The 26,116-nt window shown below is 44.8% G+C and carries 29 protein-coding genes and 1 pseudogene; 11 read left to right on the top strand and 19 right to left on the bottom strand.

Features of this window, described 5'->3' with window-relative positions; all coding sequences use genetic code 11:
• Positions 1-9: 9 nt before the first annotated feature.
• Both coxB and cyoE read right to left on the bottom strand, forming a co-directional pair.
• A complete protein-coding gene (coxB, locus tag ACSZLD_RS02340) occupies positions 10-1,071 on the bottom strand; it encodes a cytochrome c oxidase subunit II (protein WP_377908107.1) in 1,062 nt (353 codons plus the stop codon).
• Between the two features lie 31 nt (positions 1,072-1,102).
• Positions 1,103-2,032: a heme o synthase gene (gene cyoE, locus ACSZLD_RS02335; protein WP_377908106.1), complete on the bottom strand. Its 930-nt coding sequence runs from the start codon at positions 2,030-2,032 to the stop codon at positions 1,103-1,105.
• 390 nt (positions 2,033-2,422) lie between these two features.
• Here cyoE and ACSZLD_RS02330 point away from each other — a divergent pair, with 390 nt between their 5' ends.
• Together ACSZLD_RS02330 and ACSZLD_RS02325 are read left to right on the top strand one after the other, a co-directional pair.
• Positions 2,423-3,322: a COX15/CtaA family protein gene (locus tag ACSZLD_RS02330; protein ID WP_444684124.1), complete on the top strand. Its 900-nt coding sequence runs from the start codon at positions 2,423-2,425 to the stop codon at positions 3,320-3,322.
• Between the two features lie 316 nt (positions 3,323-3,638).
• On the top strand, positions 3,639-3,863 hold the full coding sequence (locus ACSZLD_RS02325) for a transposase (RefSeq protein WP_444684123.1): 225 nt from the start codon (positions 3,639-3,641) through the stop codon (positions 3,861-3,863).
• A 273-nt stretch (positions 3,864-4,136) separates the two neighbouring features.
• Here the strand turns inward: ACSZLD_RS02325 and ACSZLD_RS02320 are convergent, their stop codons facing one another.
• On the bottom strand, positions 4,137-4,586 hold the full coding sequence (locus ACSZLD_RS02320) for a Dps family protein (RefSeq protein WP_377908103.1): 450 nt from the start codon (positions 4,584-4,586) through the stop codon (positions 4,137-4,139).
• Positions 4,587-4,737: 151 nt separating this feature from the next.
• Positions 4,738-5,034, bottom strand: coding sequence for an Fpa/YlaN family protein (locus ACSZLD_RS02315; RefSeq protein WP_377908102.1), 297 nt, complete (start codon positions 5,032-5,034; stop codon positions 4,738-4,740).
• A 160-nt stretch (positions 5,035-5,194) separates the two neighbouring features.
• Between ACSZLD_RS02315 and ACSZLD_RS02310 the strand changes: the two genes are divergently transcribed.
• Positions 5,195-5,689, top strand: coding sequence for a peptidyl-prolyl cis-trans isomerase (locus ACSZLD_RS02310; RefSeq protein ID WP_444684122.1), 495 nt, complete (start codon positions 5,195-5,197; stop codon positions 5,687-5,689).
• A 78-nt stretch (positions 5,690-5,767) separates the two neighbouring features.
• Here ACSZLD_RS02310 and ACSZLD_RS02305 read toward each other — a convergent pair whose 3' ends face one another.
• Entirely contained in the window at positions 5,768-7,087 is a 1,320-nt protein-coding gene (locus ACSZLD_RS02305) for a PhoH family protein (protein ID WP_377908099.1), read from the bottom strand.
• A gap of 33 nt (positions 7,088-7,120) precedes the next feature.
• Positions 7,121-7,576 (bottom strand): pyridoxamine 5'-phosphate oxidase family protein, encoded by a 456-nt coding sequence (locus ACSZLD_RS02300; protein WP_444684121.1) that lies wholly within the window; start codon positions 7,574-7,576, stop codon positions 7,121-7,123.
• A gap of 164 nt (positions 7,577-7,740) precedes the next feature.
• On the opposite strand from ACSZLD_RS02300, the gene ACSZLD_RS02295 reads away from it, so the two are divergent.
• Positions 7,741-7,944, top strand: a complete 204-nt coding sequence (locus ACSZLD_RS02295) for a YlaI family protein (RefSeq protein WP_377908097.1) — start codon at positions 7,741-7,743, stop codon at positions 7,942-7,944.
• 118 nt (positions 7,945-8,062) lie between these two features.
• On the opposite strand, the gene ACSZLD_RS02290 is transcribed toward ACSZLD_RS02295, so the two are convergent.
• Positions 8,063-8,419: a YlaH-like family protein gene (locus ACSZLD_RS02290; RefSeq protein ID WP_444684120.1), complete on the bottom strand. Its 357-nt coding sequence runs from the start codon at positions 8,417-8,419 to the stop codon at positions 8,063-8,065.
• A 181-nt stretch (positions 8,420-8,600) separates the two neighbouring features.
• Between ACSZLD_RS02290 and ACSZLD_RS02285 the strand changes: the two genes are divergently transcribed.
• Positions 8,601-8,783 carry a hypothetical protein gene (locus ACSZLD_RS02285; protein WP_377908095.1) on the top strand — a complete coding sequence of 61 codons (183 nt, stop codon included), beginning with the start codon at positions 8,601-8,603 and terminating at the stop codon, positions 8,781-8,783.
• A 46-nt stretch (positions 8,784-8,829) separates the two neighbouring features.
• On the opposite strand, the gene ACSZLD_RS02280 is transcribed toward ACSZLD_RS02285, so the two are convergent.
• Both ACSZLD_RS02280 and ACSZLD_RS02275 read right to left on the bottom strand, forming a co-directional pair.
• Positions 8,830-9,600: an inositol monophosphatase family protein gene (locus tag ACSZLD_RS02280; protein WP_377908094.1), complete on the bottom strand. Its 771-nt coding sequence runs from the start codon at positions 9,598-9,600 to the stop codon at positions 8,830-8,832.
• Between the two features lie 197 nt (positions 9,601-9,797).
• Positions 9,798-9,986, bottom strand: a complete 189-nt coding sequence (locus ACSZLD_RS02275; protein ID WP_168009393.1) for a YkzI domain-containing protein — start codon at positions 9,984-9,986, stop codon at positions 9,798-9,800.
• Positions 9,987-10,286: 300 nt separating this feature from the next.
• Here ACSZLD_RS02275 and ACSZLD_RS02270 point away from each other — a divergent pair, with 300 nt between their 5' ends.
• On the top strand, positions 10,287-10,931 hold the full coding sequence (locus tag ACSZLD_RS02270) for a YktB family protein (protein ID WP_444684119.1): 645 nt from the start codon (positions 10,287-10,289) through the stop codon (positions 10,929-10,931).
• Positions 10,932-11,112: 181 nt separating this feature from the next.
• On the opposite strand, the gene ACSZLD_RS02265 is transcribed toward ACSZLD_RS02270, so the two are convergent.
• The gene (locus ACSZLD_RS02265; RefSeq protein WP_444684118.1) at positions 11,113-11,391 is read right to left on the bottom strand and encodes a UPF0223 family protein; all 279 of its coding nucleotides are present in this window, start codon (positions 11,389-11,391) and stop codon (positions 11,113-11,115) included.
• Positions 11,392-11,487: 96 nt separating this feature from the next.
• Between ACSZLD_RS02265 and ACSZLD_RS02260 the strand changes: the two genes are divergently transcribed.
• A complete protein-coding gene (locus tag ACSZLD_RS02260) occupies positions 11,488-12,969 on the top strand; it encodes an aminotransferase class I/II-fold pyridoxal phosphate-dependent enzyme (RefSeq protein ID WP_444684117.1) in 1,482 nt (493 codons plus the stop codon).
• Positions 12,970-13,024: 55 nt separating this feature from the next.
• On the opposite strand, the gene ACSZLD_RS02255 is transcribed toward ACSZLD_RS02260, so the two are convergent.
• From ACSZLD_RS02255 to ACSZLD_RS02215, 9 genes are all read right to left on the bottom strand, one after another.
• Positions 13,025-13,333, bottom strand: a complete 309-nt coding sequence (locus tag ACSZLD_RS02255) for an SAV0927 family protein (RefSeq protein ID WP_377908089.1) — start codon at positions 13,331-13,333, stop codon at positions 13,025-13,027.
• A gap of 115 nt (positions 13,334-13,448) precedes the next feature.
• Entirely contained in the window at positions 13,449-13,889 is a 441-nt protein-coding gene (locus ACSZLD_RS02250) for a hypothetical protein (protein WP_444684116.1), read from the bottom strand.
• A gap of 195 nt (positions 13,890-14,084) precedes the next feature.
• Entirely contained in the window at positions 14,085-15,206 is a 1,122-nt protein-coding gene (locus ACSZLD_RS02245) for a M23 family metallopeptidase (RefSeq protein WP_444684115.1), read from the bottom strand.
• Positions 15,207-15,218: 12 nt separating this feature from the next.
• Positions 15,219-16,127 carry a polysaccharide deacetylase family protein gene (locus ACSZLD_RS02240; RefSeq protein ID WP_444684114.1) on the bottom strand — a complete coding sequence of 303 codons (909 nt, stop codon included), beginning with the start codon at positions 16,125-16,127 and terminating at the stop codon, positions 15,219-15,221.
• Between the two features lie 230 nt (positions 16,128-16,357).
• The gene (gene lpdA, locus ACSZLD_RS02235; RefSeq protein WP_444684113.1) at positions 16,358-17,770 is read right to left on the bottom strand and encodes a dihydrolipoyl dehydrogenase; all 1,413 of its coding nucleotides are present in this window, start codon (positions 17,768-17,770) and stop codon (positions 16,358-16,360) included.
• 3 nt (positions 17,771-17,773) lie between these two features.
• Complete coding sequence (locus tag ACSZLD_RS02230; RefSeq protein WP_444684112.1) at positions 17,774-19,087, bottom strand: dihydrolipoamide acetyltransferase family protein; 1,314 nt, start codon at positions 19,085-19,087, stop codon at positions 17,774-17,776.
• A 105-nt stretch (positions 19,088-19,192) separates the two neighbouring features.
• Positions 19,193-20,170, bottom strand: coding sequence for an alpha-ketoacid dehydrogenase subunit beta (locus tag ACSZLD_RS02225; RefSeq protein ID WP_377908083.1), 978 nt, complete (start codon positions 20,168-20,170; stop codon positions 19,193-19,195).
• Positions 20,171-20,173: 3 nt separating this feature from the next.
• The gene (gene pdhA, locus ACSZLD_RS02220; protein ID WP_377908082.1) at positions 20,174-21,265 is read right to left on the bottom strand and encodes a pyruvate dehydrogenase (acetyl-transferring) E1 component subunit alpha; all 1,092 of its coding nucleotides are present in this window, start codon (positions 21,263-21,265) and stop codon (positions 20,174-20,176) included.
• A 384-nt stretch (positions 21,266-21,649) separates the two neighbouring features.
• Positions 21,650-22,300, bottom strand: a complete 651-nt coding sequence (locus ACSZLD_RS02215) for a YkyA family protein (RefSeq protein ID WP_377908081.1) — start codon at positions 22,298-22,300, stop codon at positions 21,650-21,652.
• Positions 22,301-22,681: 381 nt separating this feature from the next.
• Between ACSZLD_RS02215 and def the strand changes: the two genes are divergently transcribed.
• The 4 genes and pseudogenes from def to ACSZLD_RS02195 all read left to right on the top strand — a co-directional run.
• Positions 22,682-23,263: a peptide deformylase gene (def, locus tag ACSZLD_RS02210; RefSeq protein WP_444684111.1), complete on the top strand. Its 582-nt coding sequence runs from the start codon at positions 22,682-22,684 to the stop codon at positions 23,261-23,263.
• A 319-nt stretch (positions 23,264-23,582) separates the two neighbouring features.
• Complete coding sequence (locus ACSZLD_RS02205) at positions 23,583-23,801, top strand: DNA-dependent RNA polymerase subunit epsilon (RefSeq protein WP_377908079.1); 219 nt, start codon at positions 23,583-23,585, stop codon at positions 23,799-23,801.
• Entirely contained in the window at positions 23,798-25,462 is a 1,665-nt protein-coding gene (gene rnjA / locus ACSZLD_RS02200) for a ribonuclease J1 (RefSeq protein WP_377908078.1), read from the top strand. The genes ACSZLD_RS02205 and rnjA overlap by 4 nt, the downstream gene beginning before the upstream one ends.
• 332 nt (positions 25,463-25,794) lie before the next feature.
• Positions 25,795-26,116, top strand: a pseudogene (locus ACSZLD_RS02195) (transposase); the annotation flags it as partial.

The following is a 26,116-nucleotide window of genomic DNA, read 5'->3' as shown; positions in this document are numbered from 1 at the left end:
ATTCAAGCGTTATTCATCGAGCACTGACAGGGTATTGATATACTCAATCAGCGCATCCATTTCATCATCTGAGATGGCTTCTTCTCCGAATCCAGGCATTTCGTTACCCGGCTTGAGCGAATCAGGATCACGGATCCAGTCGTGCAGATTGTCATCCGAGTACTCAAGGAAGCCGGCTACAACTGTTCGTTCGCTGTAATTCGTGAAGTTAGGCCCTGTATTACCACCTTCATCACCGATTGCGTGACAGGCAATACAGTTTTCTACGAAGATGTCACGGCCTTCCACCGCTACTTCGCCTTCCGGCTCAAGCTGCTCTTCCGGAGGTTCAGCCATTGTTTCAGCCCACGAGTCAAATGTATCAGGGTCTACAGCTACGACTTTGAAATCCATAAGCCAGTGAGACGGACCGCAGATTTCTGTACATTTACCCATGTAAATTCCTTCTTCAGGTGCTTCAAACCAAAGATCGTTTGTAATTCCCGGTACGTTATCCTGCTTACCAGCAAGTGCCGGCACCCAGAAGGAATGAATAACATCACTTGCTTCGAGTTCAACGATAACTCGCGTGTCTGTTGGGATATACATGTCCTGCCCGGCGTTTACACCTAGCTCAGGATAGATAAATTCCCACCAGAATTGATGCCCGTGGGCTTCAATTACCACGTAATCTTCTACCTCTTCGTCTTCATCCAGCAGCTCTTCATCTACACCCTCATCCGGAATACCGGTATCTGCAAGTGTAAACGTATCCATAACGTTCGGAATTGCCAAAAGAAGCAGCAGTAAGATTGGAATTGTCGTCCAGATAAATTCAAGCGTCCTGTTCCCGTGAACCTGCTTAGGGATATGGGTATCACCCGGTCGTTCACGGAAGCGGATAAGTACAAATGCGTAGATGGAAAACACGATCACAATAACAAATATCATGATGTAAAGTGACAGCTGAATGAGAGACAGCTGCATCTCGGCAACCGGTCCTCGCGGATCCAGTGCGGAGAGATTTTCCATGCCGCATCCTGCCAGCAGCAGAATAAGTGAGAATGGAAGCAGTTTTAGCATGTGCTTCATCGCGTCATAACCCCCGCTTTCTTTTCCAGTTTTAGAACATGTGTACAAGAACCATCAGCACAAACATGATCGTGAGATAATTCAGGGAGTAGATGAACATACCGGTTGCCCACTTCATGTCATCTTTCGTCCGCAGCCCGATCAGGCCGTAAACAAGCCATCCTCCGCCTAACATGACGGCAGCAGCTGTGTAGATAATTCCAAAATCAGCTATCAAAAGCGAAACTGGAATCAGTGCGGCTACGTACCAGATGATTTGACGTTTTGTTAATGCATTGCCAGCCACTACCGGCAGCATAGGAATACCTGCCGCTTTATATTCATCTTTTCGGCGCATCGCCAGCGCCAGAAAGTGCGGCGGCTGCCAGATAAACATAATCAGAAACAGCGTCCAGGCATATGGATGGAGACCAGGGTCAATCGCTGCCCACCCGATCAACGGTGGAACAGCACCGGCGAAGCTTCCAACAATCGTGTTCAGCGTCGTCGTCCGTTTCGTCCACATTGTATAAAGAACAACGTAAATGATAAGACCGGCAGCCCCGATCATAGCAGCTGTTAATGAAGCCGCTGCAAGAGCCGCGGTACCGGCGATTGATAGTGCTAGACCATATGTAAGCGTCTGCTTTCCAGTCAGCCTGCCGCTGACAGTAGGCCTGTCTTTCGTCCGCTCCATTAAGTGATCAATATCCCGGTCAATATAGTTATTCAGCGCACATCCACCGGCAATGATCAACGCGGATCCAGCTACAGCCATTAACGCAGGCAGGAAGCTTTCGGCAAGCGTTGCCCCTGTGTAATAGGCAGCCAGATAGAGACCTGCAAACACGGTAATCAGATTGGACATTACAATACCCGTTTTTGAAATCGATACATAGTCTCTCCACGTAACGGCTGACTCTGTTGATTCCTTTATACCAGCCACAGACTCCGCTGAAGAAATTGCATTGAGTTTACTCATCTTTAGTTCACCCCCTGTATTGGCCACCTTTTCTGCATCCGCTAAAAAAAGAATAAGAATGCAAGATGCTGTCCGGCTTCAGCTCGTTAAGCTGAAAACGTACGCATAACAAAAAAGATGACAGTTTGCACCGTTCATATCACATTATAAAGGAACGCCTATTCTTTTTCATCACATTTTTTAGTTGTTACTATATCTATCACATGCTTTGTGACAATTATGTGAAATTGATTTTATCGCTAATAATTTGATTTATTATGAAAGAAAGCTACCTGTTAAGGGCCTCATTTTGATAAGATAGACAGGAATGTGCTAGGCTGCCGCGCTAATTTATTATTCCGACATAGCAAAGTGGCTGTTTATTTTTGTATTGGAAAGACGGTGAACACCATGCATCGCATGTTAAAGTTTTTTGGAATCATTACCACTCTTGGAATGCTTCTCGTTATTATCCAAGGCGCTCTCGTTACTCAAACCGGTTCAGGCGACGCCTGCGGTCCCGAATGGCCGCTTTGTTACGGACAGCTGATTCCTGAAAATCCAGCTGTAGAAACGTTAATTGAATACACGCACCGGCTCGTATCCGGAATACTTGGCATAATGGTTATTGCTCTCAGCATTTGGAGCTGGCGCACTATTGGACATTTAAGAGAGACGAAGCTGTTTGCATTTCTTGCGGTAACATTTATTATTTTTCAGGGACTGCTTGGTGCGGCTGCCGTCGTGTGGGGACAATCTGACGCGGTCATGGCGCTTCATTTTGGTTTTTCCCTCATCTCATTTGCCAGTGTCCTGCTGCTGACTATTTTGGCGTTCGAAGATGGCAAGCCCGCTTCTTTAACCAAGCCTTTAATTACAAAAGGCTTAAGATGGTCGCTGATCGGTAATTTAATTTTCGCATATGCTGTGGTCTATACTGGAGCATATGTCAAACATACAGGTTCAGGCGGTGCCTGTGCAGGTTGGCCGCTGTGTAACGGCATTCTGATTCCGTCTCTTACAGGAAGCACCGGTATTCAATTTGGACATCGAGTTGCAGCAGGACTGCTCTTTATCACCATTCTGATGATGTTTTTCAGGTTGTTAAAATCACACCTCAATAACAAACCTTTGTTATACAGCGGCGTACTCACGATGATGTTTATTACTGCTCAGGTTGCCAGTGGAGCTGTCGTTATTTTCACTGGATTTACGCTCTACGCGACTATGGCACACGCTGTGATTGTCAGCCTTTTATTCGGATCGCTAAGCTATATGGCGGTCATTGCTTCCAGAAGCAGCATTCGTTAACATGAAGAGGCTGGGACAAAACCAGCATCAACAGAAGCCCTTACCATTTTTGGTGGGGGCTTTCTGTATGAGGGGGTTGATCCTTCCAATGCCAATCGCTTACCGCGGGCAAGGCTTCAGCTAACCGCCGCAAAAACAGCGGCGGTGGACCTTCAGTCCTTGCTTTTCCCGCAGGCGTCTCTTGTCTTTTCACGATCAACCCATGATCAAGATCGTACGGTCTTGATTTCCCGAAAAAAAAGGATACCTTCAGGTTAAGTTAGAACGACCAAGTCATAACAAAACCGGAGGTATCCTTATGTTTAAAGAGTTTAACATGGATCAGCTCGTTCTGCCGATGGATTTATCCTCTCCATTACCAAAACATGATGTGGCCTTTGCGGTAAATGATCTCATTGAACCTATACCGGAAAAAGCCTTTGATGCATGTTATACACGCAATGGACGGCCTTCGTATCACCCGAAAATGATGATGAAAGTCATTCTTTTGGCGCCGGACTGGCTTTTGAAGGATTCTCGTGAGAAGCCTGTGTCCGAGTGAAGCCTTATAGCCGTTCGAACTTGAACGGCATGACAAGCGCGAGCGGAGCCGGACTGGGTCTTGAAGGCTTTTTATAAGAAGCCTGAGTCCGAGTGAAGCCGTGACTTTTTTCCCTTCATACTGGGTCACCCTGAGAAAATCGCTGAAGGCCAGCCCACGGCAGGCTAGGTAAGCAGAGAAAAATACAATCAAACGAATAAACATTTAAGTTGAAAGACTTTTTCAACATCATGAAAAGCACCGGTCCCATTTGGAACCGGTGCTTTTACATGCTTATTTTTTTCCGAGAAATGCGCGGAGCATCCAATTATGCTTTTCAACAGACTGCCTGATTTCAATCAGCATGTCAGCCGTTGCTTCATCGTCAGCGTCATCCTCCAGCGTTTCAATGTCTTCTTTCAGCTCATCGGAGAGCTGTGTGAAATCATGGACTAAAGCTTCCACCATTTCTTCAGCAGTCTGCTCCCCTTCCGCCTCATTAATCGTAGACGTTTCCAGATATACTTTCATTGATGCAACCGGACGTCCTTTTAGTGCAAGAAGCCTTTCAGCAAGCTCATCTATGTGCTCCTGAGCCTCATCATAAAGCTCCTCAAACTTTTCATGCAGTGTAAAAAAATTAGGCCCGGATACATACCAGTGATAATTATGAAGCTTTACGAACATAACGTTCCAGTTTGCTACGTGCCTGTTTAAGATTTCGGTAGTCTGCTTGTGTGCCATGTTCCCATTCACTCCTATTCGTTATGTCTTACACTAGTATCTGTTCCCTTATGGAATAAGGACCAAACATGCTGCAGATGGAGCACTAATTCCCTGCATAAAAAAACACTTTCAATCAGCTATTACGCCTTAGAAAGTGTTCATCACCTTTTTATACGCTGCCGCCCCGAGCCTTCATCGTTGCTTCATGCAAAGAAGAAAGCTGCTGCTCCAACTGGGAAAGCAGACGGCGCCCCTCCTCCTCCGACACTAATTCAAGCCGGATAGCAAAGTCGATCTCCCGTGAAAGACCAAACATTTGCGTATCAAGAACTTCCTCATAAAGCGGACATTGAGGCATCGTCAGGTTTTTCATTTGAACCTCAATTAGTTTTACTATTTTATCTGCATCCTCTTTCAGAAGTGCAAAAGCCTTCTCACTCTGACCAGGCAGGATTTCAGTTGACACGCGAATCCCTCCTCTATATAAACGATCACGGACCGAATATGCCGATTCATGATTTACGTTTATCTTATCGGTTATTCACTAAAAATGCAACTCGCGAATCGATAGATGACACGCTCTTAAATGGAAGCTATACTATGAACTAGAAGGAAGGTGACTACTTATGGCAGAAATGCTCGTGAAAATAGTAGGCAATGTGAAGCATCCTGTGATGCTGGATCCCGGAACATGGATATTTGACGAACGTCGAATTGATATGGAGAAAGCGTTTGATCAGGCTGTAAAACAAGACAGCAGCGAGTCTTACGCAGCGCTCGGAAAAGCATTTGACATGCAGCGCACAGAAGGAGCAGTTCCCCAGCAGCAAACAAATAAAATTACGGTCAGTAAAAAGGACATGAAAGAAAAATCTTTCGGTATACGACTCCGTCCTTTTTTACAGAACAGCTCCCCCCGCGATGACGCTGAATCCGTCAGGCTTATTCGCTCTTCAGGCGATGAGGTTCACCTGACGTTAACCGAAGCAAGCAACGGCATACTCCAATTTTCTCATAAAGGCAGTCCGCTGACAGAGGACGGACCCGTTCACTTTTTTTTTAGCGACGGCTCCAACCGCGACAAGCCAATCACCGGTATTGAACGAATTGAAGTCATGTAGGTTTCCTCTGTTTTAACCGAGTTACATTAGCATATTTAAACAGGCGCCGGCAGGTTCACTGCTGGCGCCTGTTCGTATTTAAAGCAAATCTGCAGCCAGCTGAGCCAGGCTTGACCGCTCTCCCTTTTCAAATTTCATATGGCCGGATATGGTGACATGCTTCATTCGCTCAATGACGTAGGAAAGACCGTTTGTGTATTCGTCCAAATAAGGGTGATCGATTTGTTTCGGATCGCCCATCAAAACAATTTTGCTGCCTTCCCCAACACGTGTAATGATCGTTTTCACTTCATGTTTTGTCAGGTTTTGCGCTTCGTCAATGATAATATACTGGTCGGGAATGCTTCTTCCCCTAATGTACGTTAACGCCTCTACCTGAACAGACGACATGCCAGCCAGAATATCTTCTAATTCCGTGTCTTTTTTTGTATTAAACAAAAATTCCAGATTATCATAAATTGGCTGCATCCACGGTCGCAGTTTTTCATCCTTTTCACCTGGCAAATATCCAATATCCTTTCCAACCGGTACGACAGGTCTCGTTACAAGCAGTTTTTTATAGGCCTGAACATCTTCTGTCAGGAACATACCGCACGCCAGAGATAGCAGCGTTTTACCAGTTCCGGCCTTTCCCACTAACGTAACAAGCGGGATGTCCTTGCGGGTAAGCAATTCCATCGCCATACGCTGTTGAACATTTCGGGGGCGGATCCCCCAGATACCATCCGAATCGCCTAAAAACAAATTTACACGCTGCGAGCGCTCATCCACCATGCCGAGCGCTGAACGACTTGGCTGGGATGGATCTTTGAACAAATAAAAGTGATGAGGATACGTTTCAGCTGTACCGGCATCTTTGATGGACAGAGATTTTTTTTCGTACAGCTCATTCATCAGTTCGCTGTCCAAATACATTTCGCTGTATCCTTTATAAATGTGATCAAACTGTGCGACGCGATCCGTTAAAAAATCCTCCGCTTTTATATACAAAGCATCCGCCTTGACCCTGAGCAGTGCATCCTTCGTAACGAGAACGATCGATTCCGGGTGAGCGCTCTCTTCCTTTAAATTCAGCGCAATAGCAAGAATACGATTATCGTTCGTTTTTTCAAGGCCATGCTTTTCGAGCTGATCTGCTGATTTATGATTGAGTTCTACCGTCAATCTGCCGCCGTTCTCAAGCGGTACGCCCGCATGCAGTTTGCCGGTTTCCCTCAGCTTATCTAAGAGCCTGCCAACCTCCCTGGCATTTCTGCCTATCTCATCCGTCAATCTCTTTTTAGTATCAATTTCCTCCAGCACGACGGCTGGAATCACCACCTTGTTCTCTGCAAAGGAATGAATGGATAGAGGGTCGTGCAGTAACACATTCGTATCAAGGATATATGTCTTGATCATATGAATCCCTCCACTGCAAAATACGCAGCTGGTTTAAACAGACTGCAATGCTTCCATCACCTGTTTATCCAGCTTCGCTGCTGCATCTTCATCATACGTTTTTTCAAACTTCGGTTCATGTGTAAGTCTTGCTCCATAAAACATGACGTCTTTAACTTCCTGAATATGAAGCTCCATCATAGAAAGCTTCACCGGCAATTCGTCTATTTTTTCCTGGATCATTTTTGAATTGCCGGATAACGCATAAGTAGAACCATCCGCAATCACTGTCATGACGGCTGCAGGGTTATCATAAATATTAGAAATAATTCTCGATTTCCGATCTACCGCAAAACGAACGGTATTTCGGTCAACAGCATAGATCCAGGATATTGCATTCACGCTAGGTCCTTTAGTATCCTGATCGATCGTCGCCAGCATTACGTAATGTTCTTCCTGAAGTTCCCGGAGCAGGTCTTCAGGAAGTGCCTGCTCAATTCTGTTTCCCATTGTCAACACCCCTTTTCTCACTTCACACGCGCCTTAAGCGCGTTTACTACATTCTATTCGCTTACTCACCTCTAATTTCCTGCCTGCAAATCGGACAAACGCATATTTTTCATAGAAAACGCATGGTATACTAAACAAGTAAAAATTACTGGGTGGTGAACTTCATGCGGGTCAAATGTGTTCTTTGTGACAAAATTGAAACGATCTCTTCTACACTCCCCTTAGCCAAGAAGCTGCGAAACCGTCCTATTCACACGTACATGTGCCGGGACTGTCATGACCGCATTTCGGAGCGGACAGCGGAACGCCATCAAACAGGTAAATTCCGTTCGCATAAAGCTGCAGAAGAAACAGATGATTATATTTAATCAGGCAACGCGTATCTGTCAAATCAGTAAAGAACGTACCGGTAAAGCTTGAGATGACTGGTACGTTTTGCTTATTATTTCTAGTCGTAAGGAATGCTTCCCATAAAAAAAGACCGTATCAGCTACGGTCCTCTTCCGGTTGTGCCTCTACATCTTTTTTATGTCTTCTAAGCTGAAGCTTATAAATACCTAGCACTAAGCCAGCGATAAAAAGGGATTCGATGATTGGTAATGTGAAAGCTAAAAATGTAATAAAGATATTCCCGAAAAGCATTAGTGCATAAATAACGACATTTTTTAAAAGCGGAAGCTTGCGGGCAAAACCTAAATTAAACACAATAATACTTAGAGCATTGGTTAATACATACAGCACAAGGAAGGCCGTAAGAAAATTTTCGGGGTCAGACGCTCCTAAAAATTCCGCCAGCGGAGTCATGGAAGGGGCAGGAGCCGCTTCTGGGGAGGCAAAAAGCATAATGATAACACTCCTATATTAAGATATAAATCACTGCCTACCATACTATAGCACATTTGCCAGAGGGGACCTAACTTCTTCACATATTGTTCACACGAAAAACGCCGATTCGTATTTTGAACTGCCTGCTTTTCTTTCAGATCAATCTATCGTAAACTAAACCAATAGAGGAGGCGTTTACATGCGTTCGTTTGATATTATCTTTTTCATTTTAGCTTGTACGGGTACAATCGGCATTATGGGACTTGGCATCGCATTAGCTCAGTTGAGCATCCCGCTTCTGCTTCTATTTGGCGGACTATTCGGAGGCTCTCTTGCCGTTGGTTTTAAACGAAAAAAACGGCTTCAAAGCTCATCTGCCTGACAACGTAAACAGAGGCCCCGCTGACGCGGCTGCCTCTGTTTTTACGTTATCGTTTTAAATAAGCAGTAATTTGCTGGTAGATAGCGGGACTTGCCGCAAATAACGTATCCTTTTGCAGGAACGTCAATTCATTTCCTTCATACGTTGTAGCTATTCCGCCGACTTCTTTTAATACGGCCCACCCTCCAGCTACATCCCATGGAGCTAAGTTCATACTGATATATGCGTCAATGCGGCCCGAAGCTACATAGGCCATCTCAAGCGCAGCTGAACCGTAAGAGCGCGTACCTCGGGCTTTTTTTACGATTTCCTGAAGCCTTGAATCTTTCAGCACCCAGCCCGTATTAAATGACACCAGCGCTTCATCCAGAGGAACCTCAGGCAACTGAGGAAGCTTTTTCCCATTGAGTTCAGCTCCTTTTCCAGCCTCAGATACGAACCATTCATCGTTCATGACATCCAGGATAATTCCGATGACAGGTTCCCCGTCTTTAAAAATCCCTAATGAAACGGCAAAATATGTTCCCATATGAACAAAATTCACCGTGCCATCGATTGGATCCAATATCCAGACGTAGCCGGATAAATCATCAATTTGCTTGTAGCTTCCCTCTTCCCCCATCAACCGGTGGTCTGGGAAGTCTTTCGCAACTTTATCCAGAAACAGCTTCTCCACATTTCGATCGACATCGGTGACGAGGTCATCCTTATTCGCTTTCGTATCAATTCCATATGTATGCGTCATCGCATCCTTAATAAACGCCGCAGCTTCTTCCACATAGCTAAGCGCTTTTTGCTTTAAATATCCGTGATCCATAAACCGACACGTCCTTTAATAGAGTTGGGTGATGTATTCACTTATATCATACCGGTAAGAAGGGAAGCAACTTTCAAGGGGTGGGATAAGGCCGGGGGGAGACCAGGAGAAGCCCGTAAAAATCCCTTCATGAGGTTTTTCATGAAGGGCAATGTGAATTTACAATGCCAGAAATAGGTTCAGATTCATTCGACAGCCTAGGCTTCCAGACGGAGCCACTCGCTGCGGAGTTCCTCAAGGCGGCCCTTGCTGAGCTCAATCTGCTCAATTTCACTGGCCTGCATGGCATCGTACAGCGTCTGCAGCTCATAATCAATTTCTAATTTGAGTACAGGGATACGACGCTCCCCATCTTTTCTCTTTAACGTTTGAATGACCTTCTCCATGATTCGCACCCCTTTTGTATCCGATGGAATCGGATTTTTTAATTTGAAAGAAGATTCCGACAATGATAAATGGGTTATACCTAGGGTAGTTCATTTATCCGAATTTTGCAACAATAATATATCTTATTTTTTTAATTCCTTAATTATTGATAATTTAAACCTGTTTATCGTCCGCCTGTCAGCATAAACCGTGATCGTTTCGTATCTGCTTATTATTTGATAAACTGATTACTAGTACATTTACCCGCACAGCCTCTAATGTATGCAGTCTGTGTGTATTTCTTACAGGATGGTGAGACAATGGGATTTAATGGATTTACTCAGGATGATTTTGATGTATTTGCAGTAGACGGACTGGATGAGAGGATGCATGTGCTCAAAGAACGCATACGTCCAAAGCTTGAGGAGCTCGGTGCAGAATTCGCTCAGGAGCTGACAGAGTTAACGGGAACCGACATGTATTATCATGTAGCTAAACACGCCCGAAGAAAAGTCAATCCGCCTGACGATACGTGGGTTGCTTTTTGCAGTAATAAACGCGGATATAAAAAGCTTCCTCACTTTCAAATAGGCATGTTTGGAAGTCATTTATTTATCTGGTTTGCTGTGATTTATGAATCTCCTGTTAAGCAGGAACTCGGGTACGAATGGAAAAAAACATCGGAAACCCTAATGGAATCTGTGCCGGCTTCTTTCGAATGGAGCGTTGATCATACTAAGCCTGCAACCATTGCACATGACTCCTTGACCAAAGATGATCTGGACTCGATGCTGGACCGCCTGGAATCCGTGAAAAAAGCGGAGCTCCTTTGCGGCCGCACGATTGATGCAGACGATCCTGTATTGCGTAATCCGGATGCTTTAAAACAGGAAATTAAAGAAGTGTTTCAAACACTGCTTCCGCTTTACGAGGACAGTATGGAACTGTACGAGCAAAAAGTATAGCTGATGGTTTAATGCATATGGCCGCTGCCGCTTGTAAACGAATACGATAAACAGTTTTGTACCGGCAGATTCTATACGATTGCTGCACGATTTATAAACGTCGGTCTTCCGCCGTTACTAGACGAATCGCCTTTAACAGGTATTAAAAAGGAGCTATCCTCAATGGATGGCTCCTTCTTTCTCAGTTCATCTGAATCACAGTTCCTGTTTTTGCCTGTTTCGCGTCTCTTACAACATAAAACGGTACTTCTCCCGACTGCTTCTCGTATTCCTTAAAGTGCTGCTTTTCTTCTGATTTTGACGGTACGACTTGCTGAAATGTACGATAAGCATTCATAATATCTTCACGCTTCGCTCCTGTTGTGTACGCTTTATGCACCACTTCAAAAAATTGGACAACATTGATTACTTCCTCTGTAGTCCAATTTTGCGAAATGGGAAAATAAACTTGATCACTCATAGTATCCCTCTTTTCTTCTATATTTTAAAGGCTGCTTCTGCTATACTTTTTTTGTTTGCTTCTTATGAGGCATTCATATAAATGGGAGGATGAATCATGAACAGAGTCCAGGAAAAGGCTCCATTATACGAGGGCCTGCTAGAACATATTAACAAAGATCCGCTGCAGTTTCATATACCCGGACATAAAAAAGGGGCCGGAATGGATCCTGACTTCCGTCGTTTTGTAGGTGACAATGTATTAAAAATGGATCTTATAAACATAGCGCCGCTCGACGATTTGCATCATCCAAAAAAAATAATTGATGAGGCTCAGCGACTTGCAGCCAAGGCTTTTGGGGCTGATCATACGTTTTTTTCCGTTCAAGGCACAAGCGGGGCAATTATGACAATGATCATGTCTGTATGCGGGCCGGGCGATAAAATAATTGTTCCAAGAAACGTGCATAAGTCCATTATGTCTGCAGTTATTTTTGCAGGAGCGAGACCTGTGTTTGTGCATCCGGAAATAGATGAAGCATTCGGTATCTCGCATGGAATTTCACTGGAGGCTGCAGAGCGGGCCCTTGAAGCACACCCCGATGCAAAAGCATTTCTCGTTATTAATCCCACCTATTTTGGTATAGCTGCAGACTTAAAACGCATTGCAGAAGCAGCTCATCGGTATGGCATTCCTGTCCTCGTCGATGAGGCTCACGGCGTCCACACGCATTTTCATAATAGGCTTCCGCTGTCTGCCATGCAGGCAGGAGCGGATATGGCAGCCACAAGCGTGCATAAGCTGGGGGGATCACTCACTCAAAGTTCCGTGTTAAATATTCAAGGAAGCCTCGTACAGCCTGCAAGAGTACAGGCTGTGATCAGCATGCTGACTACAACTTCCACCTCTTATATTCTTTTAGCCTCTCTCGACACGGCGAGAAGACATTTGGCGATAAACGGGTGGCAGGAGATCGAAAAAGCATTGAACCTTTCGACAGCTCTTCGCGATCAAATTAATAAAATACCCGGTCTTTCTGCTCCCGGTAAAGAGATGCTGAATCATAAATCCCGGTTTGATATGGATACAACAAAAGTGATGATCAGCGTGAAGGAACTTCGAATTACCGGTTATGACGCAGAAGTCTGGCTGAGAGAAAACGAAAATATTGAAGTGGAGTTATCTGATTTATACAACATTCTCGTGATTGTTACACCGGCAGATTCACATGAAACAATCAGCAAGCTTGCCAGTGCTCTAGAACATTTAAGCAGAAAAATGCTCCCTTCCAGAACATGGGTCGACAACGGCGCAGAGGTGGAGGTACCATCCATTCCCGTTCTTGCCTATTCTCCGCGGGATGCGTTTTATGCGGATACAGAAGAAGTTCCCCTGCATGCCTCTGCCGGAAGGATCAGTGCTGAATTTCTGATGATTTATCCGCCTGGAATTCCGGTCTTCATCCCTGGAGAAATCATTGAAGAAGAAAATCTTCGTTACATTAAAAAAAATATGGAATCCGGTCTTCCCGTTCAGGGACTGGAAGATAAGTCCCTTTCTTCTATTAAAGTGATTCGCGAAAGCAAGCCGATCATTTAATCAGCAAAAAACGTGCTTCAGCTTCGGATGCTGGCGCACGTTTTTGTAATCGTAATTATTGACCTGCAACAGATGGTGGCATAGCTGCATATGGCTTCATCGCCTTTTTGAAATAGGAAGCAAGAATGGAAGTATCTGTTTCGTCTACCATATGAAACATTTCCATGAGGGTTTTGTTATCGTCGAGCGTGTTATAGTCTAATAGCAGCTGGCGGCCCGTATGGAGACAAATAACAAGAGTTTTACCGAAGAACATGGTGGAGTAGATGATAGCGTAGTCATACCGGTCCCCAGCAATATCAACACCTATAAACTGAACATCCGCTTTTTCATGAACATTATAAAGCTCCCTGCAGAACTCCATCAAAATCCCTCCTCCCTTTTATTATAAGAAAATTCAGTCAATAATTCAAATAGGTGCTTTCGTCGAAAAGGACTTCCAGTAAAACGATGAATGATTAAATGAAACAGCCCACTTTCTACGAATGGAAAGTGGACTGTTTTGCTTGAATAAACTGAACCAGCTCTTGAGCAAATATTAAATCTTGATTTGAAATACGATAGTCAGAATCGATCAGCTTTACGCTGATCATATATGTGAGCCGATTTCCTGCATAGACGGGAAGATAGAGAGCTTGATCCCTTCCCTTTTTTACGTAAGAAGTCATTTGAAGACGTTCAGGAAATAAGAAGCCCTGCCCAAGGGTTTCCTGTTCTTTTGAGAGGCCACGGATGCCAAGCGCATATTTTAGCTTCATGCCATCATCTGAGTACTGATGAATCGTTAAAACGGCTTGTTTCCTTCCGGCTGCATGAATCGTTTTTAAAATCCGCACCATAAAGTCTTCCTGACTGACTGCGTAGTCATAAGCAAGACCTACTTCAAGTCGCATTTCATCCAAAAAATCTGATTTGTTCATTCTGCTCCACCACCTTTTGTGCCCCATATCCACTGTTGTGCCCATCATAACATAGTCAATTTTAAAATCATGTCGTCTTTTGTCTATAAAAGACGGATATTTAAATTATTCGAAAAAATGAGTCTAAAGTATAGTAAACAGAAAGAGACGTGAGCTCCCTTTCAGCCCACGCCTCTTCCATAATTTTCGATTATGTTACGGCCACAATTCACGCAAAATATCCGCTGTCTCTTCAAGTGTAAATGGTTCCCAGAAAAGCTGGCCGTCAATCAGTAAATCCTTATGCAGATGCAGACCACCGTCATCCCCGATTAAGGCATAGCTGGTACCAGAATTACCAACATATCCGATGACCGTTTCTGCATCAACTGTATCTCCAACCTCTACATCCTCCGGGATATCGTCCAGATGTGCAAAGCGGATCATCACTCCGTAGTCATATTGAACCCAAACCTGTTGTCCTCGAAGCCGATCTAGAATATATTCAGGTGTAAACCCTGCCTCTGCTGCTACTTCCAGTTCTGCGTCCCGCTCCTCTTCAGAAGGATAATCTTCGTAATCCAAATCAGATCTGACGACAGTGCCTTCAGCCATGGCATAGATCGGCGTGTCCGTCGTTATTTCAACACCGGAGGCATAGTCATAATAATCAATTCCTTCGTGCTCACCGTTTCGGTAATCTCTCGGTGCACCTGGCAGATGGCTCTCCACGGTACTAACAGAGGCATCTTCAATCGGGCGCTCTAAAAACTCTAAATAGGCAACCATATCTTCTGGTGTCATCGACTCAATCTCGGCTTCTGCTTCGATGGAAGGCGGATCGTCAGGCAGCGTGATGAAGAGCTCTCCTTCTTCCTCTTCAAGCTCGGTTTCAAATCCGTACTCAAACAAATCTCTGTGAAGCAACGCTTCTTCTCCTTCATTTGTTTCAAGAAAAGCTGCTTCATAAGGTAGATATTGTCCGTTGATCTCCATGACAGGTAGCCGCTCAACTAAATAGATATCAAGATCTTCCCACGTGATCTCTACGGAGCGATTGACGTCATCATACATGTAGGATAGACCGAGTTCTTCAGCAGCTTCTTCAGCAGAAACATAATCGCCGTACAGCGTAAGCTCAGCATCATAAGAAGGCTCTGGTTCCTGCTCTTCCGGATCATTTTCATTCTCAACGTCTTCTGCATTGTTCTCATCAGCCGTTAACTCATTGTCCTGCTGCTCTGCAGCCGAATTATTGTTGTTTGAATTCGTATCGTCATTCATATCTGCACAGCCTGCAAGCAGAATACCAGCAGAAATCAAATACCATTTTTTCATTTTTTTATACCCCTATTCAATTTCATCAGGATCAACAAAATCGTAACCTTTGCCTCTCAATCCTTCCACTATATCTTCCAGTGCTTCAAGCGAGTGTTCACGATCATGCATGAGAAGATTAGCTCCGCTGCGCAGATTTTCAGTCTCAACCATTATTTCTGCGAGCGGACCTGCCTCCATGTAATCAGCTTCCCAATCATAGCCGTATGTCCAGTTCATACTCTGCATGCCTTCTGCCTCTACGATCTCTTCAGAAGCATCGGTATTCACACCAAATGGAGCTCTGAAAAATCTAGGACGTTCTCCTGTAATCTCTTCAATCATATCATTTAGTTCAACAATTTCCGCTTCCGTTTCTTCAGCAGAAACATCACTTAAATTTGGATGACTCATCGTATGATTTCCGATTTCAAACCCTAGCTCATAAATCTCTTCCAGTTGTTCTTTCCCTTCATCGGAAGTGATGAAATGGCCATTTACAAAAAAGATAGCTGGTGTATCCATTTCAGCCAGAGCTTCAGCCATTTGTACTCCATGATTGTCAGGTGCGTCATCAATCGTCATCAGCACAATTTCTTCTTCGGCATCTTCCAGCGGTTGAATGGAAGCATCTCCTGCTACATAGTATGCCGGCTCGGCTGCTTCTTCATTCCCCTCCTCGTTTTGTTCACTGTTCGTGTTGTCGTCTGTTTCATTCATATCTGCCTCATCCGTATGTTCATCATTGTTCATTTCGTTTTCTGTATAATCATTTTCATCTGTATTGGCTGCTTCTTCATTTTCAGCGTTATCGTCATTCTCCTGATCGTTGTTCTCGTTATGTACTTCTGTTTCCGCGGCTTCATTCCCATTCCCATTATTATCTGCACATCCTGCAACAAAAACCAGCATGACACCGGCAAGTATTCCCGCTCGTTTCATAGATAAGCCGCCCCCTTGAATTGTCTGTGTACCTCCCTGATTTTAGCACATCCGTATTCACCGCTCCAAACGTAAACCGGGTAAATTCCAGAATATTTCTTACAAAATCTGGCTTATCCGGATTCCATGCATCTTTTATGAGAAGTACGCTCAGACAACAATTGAAAAAGCGCCCCTGGAAAAGGAGCGCTTTGATATCCTGCGTTGTAAAGAATGAGGTCCGGCAGCCTTTATTTTGTAATATGAACTGGCATGCCGAGAGCAACTTCAGCTGTTTCCATTGTAATTTCGCCTAATGATGGATGCGCATGAATCGTAAGCGCAATGTCTTCAGCTGTCATACCAGCTTCAATTGCTACACAAGCCTCTGAGATCATATCAGATGCATTATGACCAGCAATTTGAACACCGAGTACGAGTCCATCTTCTTTACGAGTTACCATCTTCATGAACCCTTCAGATTCATTCAGCGAGAGGGCACGTCCATTAGCCTGGAACGGGAACTTCGCTGCGGTAACGTCATAGCCTTCTTCTTTAGCCTGCGCTTCTGTAAGGCCAACTTGCGCCAGCTCTGGACCTGAGAACACGACTTCTGGAATAGCAGTGTAATCTATTTCCGATTTTTCACCGGAAATCACTTCTGCAGCAACTTTTGCTTCATAAGATGCCTTATGCGCAAGAGCTGGTCCAGCTACGATATCTCCAATTGCATAAATGTTTGAGGCTGACGTACGGCACTGCTTGTCTATCTTCACAAAGCCTTTATCGTCAAGCTCAACTCCAGCCTGTTCAAGACCCAGTTCATCGGTATTTGGACGGCGGCCGACAGTAACAAGAAGAACGTTTCCTTCAAACTCTTCTTCTTTACCTTTAACTTCCGCTTTTACCTTCACACCGTTTTTCGTTTCTTCCATTTCCTGTGCAAATGCTTCTGTTTTAATCGTGACACCCATGTTTTTAAGACGCTTGGAAACAAGCTGACTCATTTGCTTTTCGAAGCTAGGCAGAATCTGTTTAGTACCCTCGAGGATCGTTACTTCAGATCCAAGATTCGCGTATGCAGATCCAAGTTCTACCCCGATATAGCCTCCGCCGATTACGAGAAGCTTTTCAGGGACTTCCTCCAGTGCCAGAGCACCAGTTGAAGAAACGACTTTGCCTTCCTTAAATTTAAAGGCAGGCAGCTCAATAGGACGGGAGCCCGTAGCTACAATACAGTTTTTAAACTTGTACGTCTGCGAGTTTTTGTCGTCCATAATCTTACACGTCTCACCATCTACAAAGTAAGCTTCTCCGCGAACGATATTTACTTTATTACCTTTTAGGAGTCCTTCAACTCCGCCGGTAAGCTTGTCAACGACAGAGCCTTTCCACTTCTGCACTTTAGAGAAGTCGAGCTTTACATCGCCGACGGAAATTCCCATGTCATCGGAATTACCTGCGTTATGAAAACGATGTCCCGCTTCAATCAGCGCTTTTGAAGGAATACATCCTACGTTTAAACAAACACCGCCCATGTTACCTTTCTCTACGATTGTAACAGTTTGACCGAGCTGGGCAGCACGGATGGCGGCTACATAGCCACCGGGACCGGACCCAATTATCAGCGTGTCTACCTCTTCAGGAAAATCTCCTACTACCATGCACTATCCCTCCATTACCAATAGTTGTGGATCGTTCAGCAGGCGCTTAATGTGATTCATGGCGTGCTGTGCAGTCGCACCATCAATGATACGATGATCAAAGCTTAAAGACAAGGCTAAAACAGGTGCGACTGTTACTTCCCCATCTTTTACAACAGCTTTTTCCGCAATGCGGCCCAGCCCAAGAATCGCTACTTCCGGATGGTTGATAACTGGTGTAAACCACTGACCGCCGGCAGAACCAATATTCGTAATAGTGATAGAAGCACCTTTCATTTCGTCAGAGGCAAGCTTTCCATCGCGGGCTTTACCTGCTAGGTCATTAATCTCATCAGAAATGGTGAAAATTGATTTGCGGTCTGTGTTTTTCACTACTGGAACGAGCAGACCTTTTTCGGTATCAGCTGCAATTCCAATGTTGTAATAGTGCTTATGAACAATCTCTTCCGTTGAATCATCGAGCGAAGTATTCAGCATTGGGAATTCACGTACAGCACTTGTTAATGCTTTAACGACATACGGAAGGTACGTCAGTTTAATTCCTTTTTCCTGAGCAACTGGCTTAAACTGTTTGCGGTGTTCAACCAATGCAGACACTTCAATTTCATCCATTAACGTTACGTGAGGAGCTGTATGCTTGGAATTAACCATTGCTTTTGAAATTGCCTTACGAATGCCAGACATTTTCTCACGAGTTTCAGCCTGGCCTTCGGCTGGCTCATAGGAAGCTACCGGCTGCTTTTCTTCCTTTGCTTCATCTGAAGGAGCCGAAGCAGTCTCTGCAGCTGGCTGATCCCCGGAAAGGTATGCATCGACATCTTCTTTCAGTACACGGCTGTTCTTTCCGCTGCCGCGAACCTGACGGATGTTGACATCTTTATCACGAGCGTATTTACGTACAGAAGGCATTGCAATCACACGGCTGCCGTCATCTTCTTTTGAAGCACTTTCAGACGTTGAGTCTGCAGCAGGAGCTTCATCCTTTTGAGCATCCTTGCTGTCTTCTTTAGGCTCTTCTTTGCTTTCTTCCTCTGATTCTTCCGCTGCATCTTCCCCGTCTTCATCAGCCGGAGGCTCTGCATCTGTTTCAAAGGTAATGATTACTTCACCGACAGTTGTGACTGTTCCCTCTTCAACGTGAAGCTGCTTTACTGTCCCCTCTACCGGAGAAGGAATTTCAACAACTGCTTTGTCGTTTTGCACTTCACAGAGAATGTCATCCTCTTTTACTTCGTCGCCCTCTTTTACTTCCCATTTGACGATTTCGCCTTCATGGATTCCTTCCCCAATGTCTGGGAGCTTAAATTCATATGCCATGGAAATGCCTCCATTTCAAGTAATGTTTGCTTAAATTGATTGAAAGTGCCGCAAAGAGGAGATTCTGATAACAGCCTCTCCTCCTGCGGGTTATTTCATGCAGATTTAGAAGTTCAGTGTTTCTTTCACTTTCTCAGCAATATCTTTATCATTTGGCAGCCAAGTATCCTCTGCAGCTGCAAACGGGAATACCGTGTCAGCTGCGGTTACACGACCTACAGGAGCTTCCAGGCTCAAAATCGCACGATCATTAATTTCAGCAACCACATTCGCTGCAATACCTGCCTGCTTTTGCGCTTCCTGCACGACTACAGCATGATTTGTTTTCTCCACTGATTCAATAATCGCATCAATATCGAGCGGGCTTACCGTTCGCAGATCAATTACCTCGGCAGAGATGCCGTCTTTTTCCAATTGCTCGGCAGCCTTTAAGGAAGCCTGTACCATTGCACCATACGTGATGATAGATACATCTGTTCCTTCACGCTTTACATCCGCTTTCCCAAGCGGAATAGTGTACTCTTCTTCAGGAACTTCATCACGGAATGAACGGTAAAGCTTCATGTGCTCCAGAAAAACAACAGGGTCGTTATCGCGGATGGCAGAAATCAGCAGTCCCTTTGCATCATATGGATTGGAAGGAATGACCACTTTCAGACCCGGCGTCTGAGCCATTAAACCTTCAAGGCTGTCGGCGTGCATTTCAGGCGTTTTTACACCTCCGCCAAATGGTGAACGGATTGTTACCGGTGCATTGTAAACGCCACCTGAACGGTAGTGCAGTCGTGCCATCTGTCCTGCAATGGAATCGAAAGCTTCAAAGACAAACCCAAAAAATTGAAGTTCCATAACTGAACGGTATCCAGTCAGGCTCAAACCGTGAGCAAGCCCGCCGATTGCAGACTCCGCTAATGGCGTGTCAAACACCCGCTCCTCGCCAAATTCCTTTTGAAGACCATCCGTCGCACGGAATACGCCTCCGTTGTTTCCTACGTCTTCTCCATACACTAGTACTTTTTCATCGTTTTTCAGCTCATTACGCATTGCATCAGTAATGGCCTGGATCATCGTCATCTGCGCCATAGCTTACTTCGACTCCTTTTTCTCGTAGTATTCGCGCTGCTCCTGCAGGTTAGTCGGCTCTTCATCGGAGAACGTGATGTCGATCAGGTCAGTCACCTTCTGCTTCGCTGTACCGTCTGCTTCTTTAATAGCAGCTTTAATGTCTTCCTTCGCCTGCTCTACGATTTTCTCTTCTTCATCTTCGCTCCACAGTTTCTTATCTTCAAGAAACTTACGGAAACGTACAAGCGGATCTTTCTTCTCCCACTCATCATCTTCCTCGGAAGTACGGTATCGAGTCGGGTCATCTCCGGCCATCGTATGCGGCCCGTAACGGTACGTTAAGAATTCCAGAAGTGTTGGACCTTCTCCTTCAACTCCGCGCTCACGTGCTTTTTGTGTAGCTGCGTAAACGGCGAGAATGTCCATTCCATCTACCTGTTCGCCGTGGATTCCCGCTGCTACTGCCTTCTGGGCAATAGTCTTCGCTGCTGATTGTTTTTCAACAGGTACGGAAATAGCAAAGCGGTTATTTTGTACGATAAATACAGCCGGGAGGTTGTAAGCACCCGCGAAGTTCATACCTTCATAGAAGTCACCCTGAGATGCACCGCCGTCACCGGTATACGTAATAGCGATCTGCTTTTCACCGTCTTTTTGAAGCCCCATTGCAACACCGGCAGTTTGCGTAATCTGAGCACCAATGATGATTTGCGGAAGCATAATGCGAACGCCTTCCGGAACCTGTCCACCTTTAAAGTGCCCGCGAGACCATAGAAAAGCCTGGTGCAGCGGAAGCCCATGGTAATAAATCTGTGGAATATCACGGTATCCAGGGAGAATCCAGTCTTTCTTATCCAGCGCAAACTGAGAGCCGATCATGGAAGCTTCCTGACCTGCAACAGGAGCGTAGAAGCCCAGGCGTCCCTGACGGTTTAACGAAATAGCACGCTGGTCCCAAATACGCGTGTACACCATGCGAGTCATCATTTCCTTCAGTTCTTCGTCAGACAGTTCAGGCATGGCGTCCTTATTAACTACCTTCCCTTTTTCGTCGAGAATCTGAAACATTTCAAACTGATCTTCAACTTTCTGAAGCTCTTTCGTTTTCTTCATGAAAAGGTTCACCTCATTTTTATTATTTAGCCTGCTGCAGCCTCTGATGAACTCAGCGTCTGTCGCGGCTCTGTAACAACCATCTTCAAATGAAAAGTAGTACAACTTGCTTTCACACCTCATAGTTTACACGAATGAAAATAGATTCGTCAACGACTTTAACCCTTGCTGTGTAACGTTAAAGAATCATCTTCTTCTGTAAAACACTTCACAATGCCATCCCATACTGTATTATTCTAATCTTTTGCCTGTTATATTCTCACCAGGCAGCCTGTTTCGGCTTCACCTGAAAACTATACCCGCTCCCCATTCGTATTAACCGTTTCCTGTGCACAAAAAAACTTTCCGGTAATGAATATTCCGGAAAGTAGAAGTGGATGGAAATTAAGAAGCCTGGCCGGCTTCGACCTGGAGTTCACTAATTTCATAGAAATCCATTTTGGCATCATTAAATTGCTCGGTTGCACGATTAAATGATTCGTTCCGTTCTGCGATTTCCCCGTACAGCTCATTAACCGTTTCATGCTGCTGCTGCAATTCTTCCATTTCAATTTCTTCGTTGGAAATCATGCTGAACAGTTCTATATCCTCATCAATGGACTGCATGTATGTATCGTAAAGATCCGTATATGCCCCATATCGTTCATCCATTAATTCTGTGACTTCATTGGCAGCTTCCTGTTCTTCTTCTTCGAGATTCCCTATGTGATCGGAACCTTCCTGAAACTGCTCATAAGCTTCATCAATGATGGACCGTTCCTCTTCCATTAGTTCACGGCGTTCCTCCGCAGAACCAATTGCTTCTTCAGACAACGGCTCTATTTCATCCGTCTCACTTAAACTGAGCATTTCTTCATACAGCTCATTTTCCTGTTCTTCTCTCTCTGCAAGCGGGTCCTGCACCTCAGCGATATCCTGTTCAATCTGCACGGCTGCTTCCCATTCCTCAAATACCTGTTCTGCGGCATTTTCTCCTGAACATGCTGCTGTTACAGCTAGCACACATGCTAACCCAGTTAATTTATATCCTGTCAAACGAAGCCCTCCTAAAAATAAATCATTCCTATCAAAATTACCTTAGTTGCCAATAGATTACAAGTGTCTATTTCTTAACATGAGCTCCCCTTTTCCTGCTGATTAGATGTAAAAAAGAGATTTTCACTTTGCCGTTCATAATGGATTCATGCGTCACGTACCAAGCACCCTGCTTATAAACGCCCTATCATCTAAAGCAGCGCTGGTTCTGGTACAGATTCTGGTTACTGAATCCCTATAGTCAGTTAACTGAAGCAGATTCTTGACCGGCAGGCCGCTTTAGTATGATTCTTCCTAATAAAAGACAGTCACCATCTATTGAAAAGATACTTTATACGTTCTATATTAAATAGAGAGGATGGAGAGGGAGGAGCAGGATTGATGATAACGATGAAGGATATTATCCGCGAAGGGCATTCCGTGTTGAGAGAAAAAGCTGCTGAAGTTGCTATGCCGCCTTCAAAAGAAGACCAGGAAATGATGGATGCCATGATGACATTTTTACGTAACAGCCAGGATCCTGAAACGGCTGAAAAATATGAACTGCGTGCTGGAGTCGGTTTAGCCGCACCTCAAATTAATGTATCGAAACGGATCATTGCCGTACGAACAGCCAATGAAAATGATGAACCAAGAGAGTTTGCTTTATTTAATCCAAAGATTGTCAGCCATTCTGCAGAAACAGCCTATCTGGAGTCTGGTGAAGGGTGCTTGTCTGTAGACCGTAATGTGGAGGGTATTGTCCCGCGCTATGCCCGCATTAAGGTAGATGCGTTTGATCGAAACGGAGATAAATTGAAGCTTCGCTTTCGAGGATACGAGGCTATAGTCGTCCAGCATGAGCTTGATCATCTGGATGGCATTATGTTTTATGACCGGATTGAGGAGTATGCAGGTGATTATAAGCAGCCGCTTCCTTCTAAATCAATTGTACATCGCAGCGAAGAAGAGCTCGTTCTTTAAGCTTTTCATCACTTCACTCCGCCGGGCTCCCCGCCCCAGGCGGAGTTTTTTTTGGAAACGCTGCTGTTAATCCACGCGAGGCACAGTAGAAAATGAACGTCAACCTTGAATAACACGGTATTTACGTATAAAATATGAAAAAGGTGGAGAGAACGGTTTTCAATACTGATTCTGTTTCAGGATGTGCAAATCAGCCGGAAGCACATGAAATATGTGTCTTTGCACATCTTTATGAACAGATTTCGGATTGGAACTCAGACGGACTTTTACAACCTGTTCAACTACTCAGTAGATCATTCAAACTAAAGGAGAGAATAGCATGATTTTCAAAGTATTTTACCAAGATACGCTCGCAGAAGTACCAGTGCGTGAACGAACCAGCTCGCTTTATGCGGAAGCCGAAACGGAGGAAGAAGTCCGAAAAGGCTTGAAAGATCGAGGATATAACATTGAATTTGTGACCCCGTTATCCGAAAAAGCCCTGGCATATGAGAAAGAATCCAATGAAGACTTCACTGTGGAGTCATTGTCCAAATGAAAGTAAAAAATCATCAAGTTGCTGTCTTTTCCCTGGGGGGTCTGGGTGAAATCGGCAAAAATATGTATGCAGTTCAATTTCAGGATGAGATTATTGTAATTGATTCCGGCATTATGTTTCCTGAAGACGAACTGCTCGGTATTGACTACGTCATTCCTGACTACACGTATTTAGTCAAAAATGCAGATAAAATCAAAGGGGTTTTTATTACCCATGGTCATGAAGATCACATCGGCAGTGTTCCCTACCTGTTAAAAGCAGTCAATGTTCCGATTTACGGAGGGAAACTTGCTTTAGCACTTATTCGCAACAAACTTGAAGAGCACCGGCTTCTTCGAACAGCTGAACTTCATGAGATCAACGAAGACACTGTGGTGAAATTCCAGAAAACGTCCGTATCGTTTTTTCAAACGACACACAGTATTCCCGATGCTTACGGTGTTGTCGTAAAAACACCATCCGGCAACATCGTACAAACGGGAGATTTTAAGTTTGATTTCACTCCTGTTGGTGAACCGGCTAACTTATCAAAAATGGCAAAAATCGGTGAAGAAGGCGTATTATGCCTCCTTTCTGACAGCACCAACGCAGAAGTTCCCGGTTTTACAATGTCGGAGCGAAAAGTCGGTGAAAGCATTGAATCGATTTTCAGAAAAGTAGACGGCCGAATTATTTTCGCTACGTTTGCGTCTAACATTTACCGGCTTCAGCAGGCTGTTGAATCAGCAGTTAAATACAGACGGAAAGTAGCCGTATTTGGGCGGAGTATGGAAAACGCTATACGGGTAGGACGTGAGCTCGGATACATTAAGGCTCCGGAAAGCACGTTTATTGATTCTTCCCAGCTGAATAAAATACCTGCTGACCAAGTATTAATTCTCTGTACCGGAAGCCAGGGAGAGCCGATGGCGGCGCTCTCCAGAATTGCTCACGGTACACATCGGCAGATTCAAGTTATCCCTGGCGACACCGTCGTATTTTCATCTTCTCCAATTCCCGGAAACACGCTGAGCGTCAGTAAAATTATTGACCAGCTTTTCCGTGCTGGAGCAGAAGTTATTCACGGACCGCTGAATGACATTCATACGTCTGGTCACGGCAGCCAGGAAGAACAGAAGCTGATGCTCAGACTAATGAAGCCAAAGTACTTCATGCCGATTCACGGGGAATACCGTATGCTGAAGAAGCATGCCGAGATGGCCCAGGATTGCGGGGTGCCTGAGCAGAACTGCTTTGTAATGGATATCGGTGATGTGCTCGCTCTTGATAAAGAGGAAGCTGGTCTTGCTGGCAAAGTACCGGCTGGTGCAGTTTATGTAGATGGAAATGGCATCGGCGATATAGGCAATATCGTTTTGCGGGACCGCCGCATTCTTTCCGAAGAAGGACTTGTTGTCGTTGTTGTCAGCCTGAACATGAAAAACCATAAGATTGCGTCAGGTCCGGATATTATTTCACGCGGTTTTGTCTATATGCGAGAATCCGGCGATCTCATAAACGAGGCGCAGCGTAAGCTGCATGGTCATCTGCAGCATATGATGAGTTCAAAGACTACGCAGTGGTCTGAAATTAAAAATTCTATTTCAGATACACTCGGTCCTTTTCTATATGAACGAACGAAGCGTAAACCGATGATTCTGCCAATTATTATGGAAGTTTAATTAGTCCGCAGCATCCGTTTTAAATCGCTTACGATTAAAGAGACTGGGATAAAACCAGCATCAACAGAAGCCCTTACCATTTTTGGTGAGGGCTTTCTGTATGAGGGGGTTGATCCTTCCAATGCCAATCGCTTACCGCGGGCAAGGCTTCAGCTAACCGCCGCAAAAACAGCGGCGGTGGATCTTCAGCCCTTGCTTTTCCCGCAGGCATCTCTTGTTTTTTCACGATCAACCCATAATCAGGACCGTACGGTCTTGATTTCCCGATAAAAAAAGGATACCTTCAGGTTAAGTTAGAACGACCAAGTCATAACAAAACCGGAGGTATCCTTATGTTTAAAGAGTTTAACATGGATCAGCTCGTTCTGCCGATGGATTTATCCTCTCCATTACCAAAACATGATGTGGCCTTTGCGGTAAATAATCTCATTGAACCTATACCGGAAAAAGCCTTTGATGCATGTTATACACGCAATGGACAGCCTTCGTATCACCCGAAAATGATGATGAAAGTCATTCTTTGTGCGTATACGCGGTCCGTTTTTCGGACAGAAAATAGAGGTCATGCTGCATGACAGCATTCGTATGATGTGGCTCGCCCAAGGATATACGCCGACCTATCGAAGCCTGAATCGATTCCGCGTTCACCCGGAT

Source organism: Alkalicoccus luteus, assembly GCF_052061695.1.
Taxonomy (GTDB): domain Bacteria; phylum Bacillota; class Bacilli; order Bacillales; family Salisediminibacteriaceae; genus Alkalicoccus; species Alkalicoccus luteus.
The sequence above is the reverse complement of the archived record's forward strand: the minus strand, read 5'-3'. Positions and strand labels throughout refer to the sequence as shown.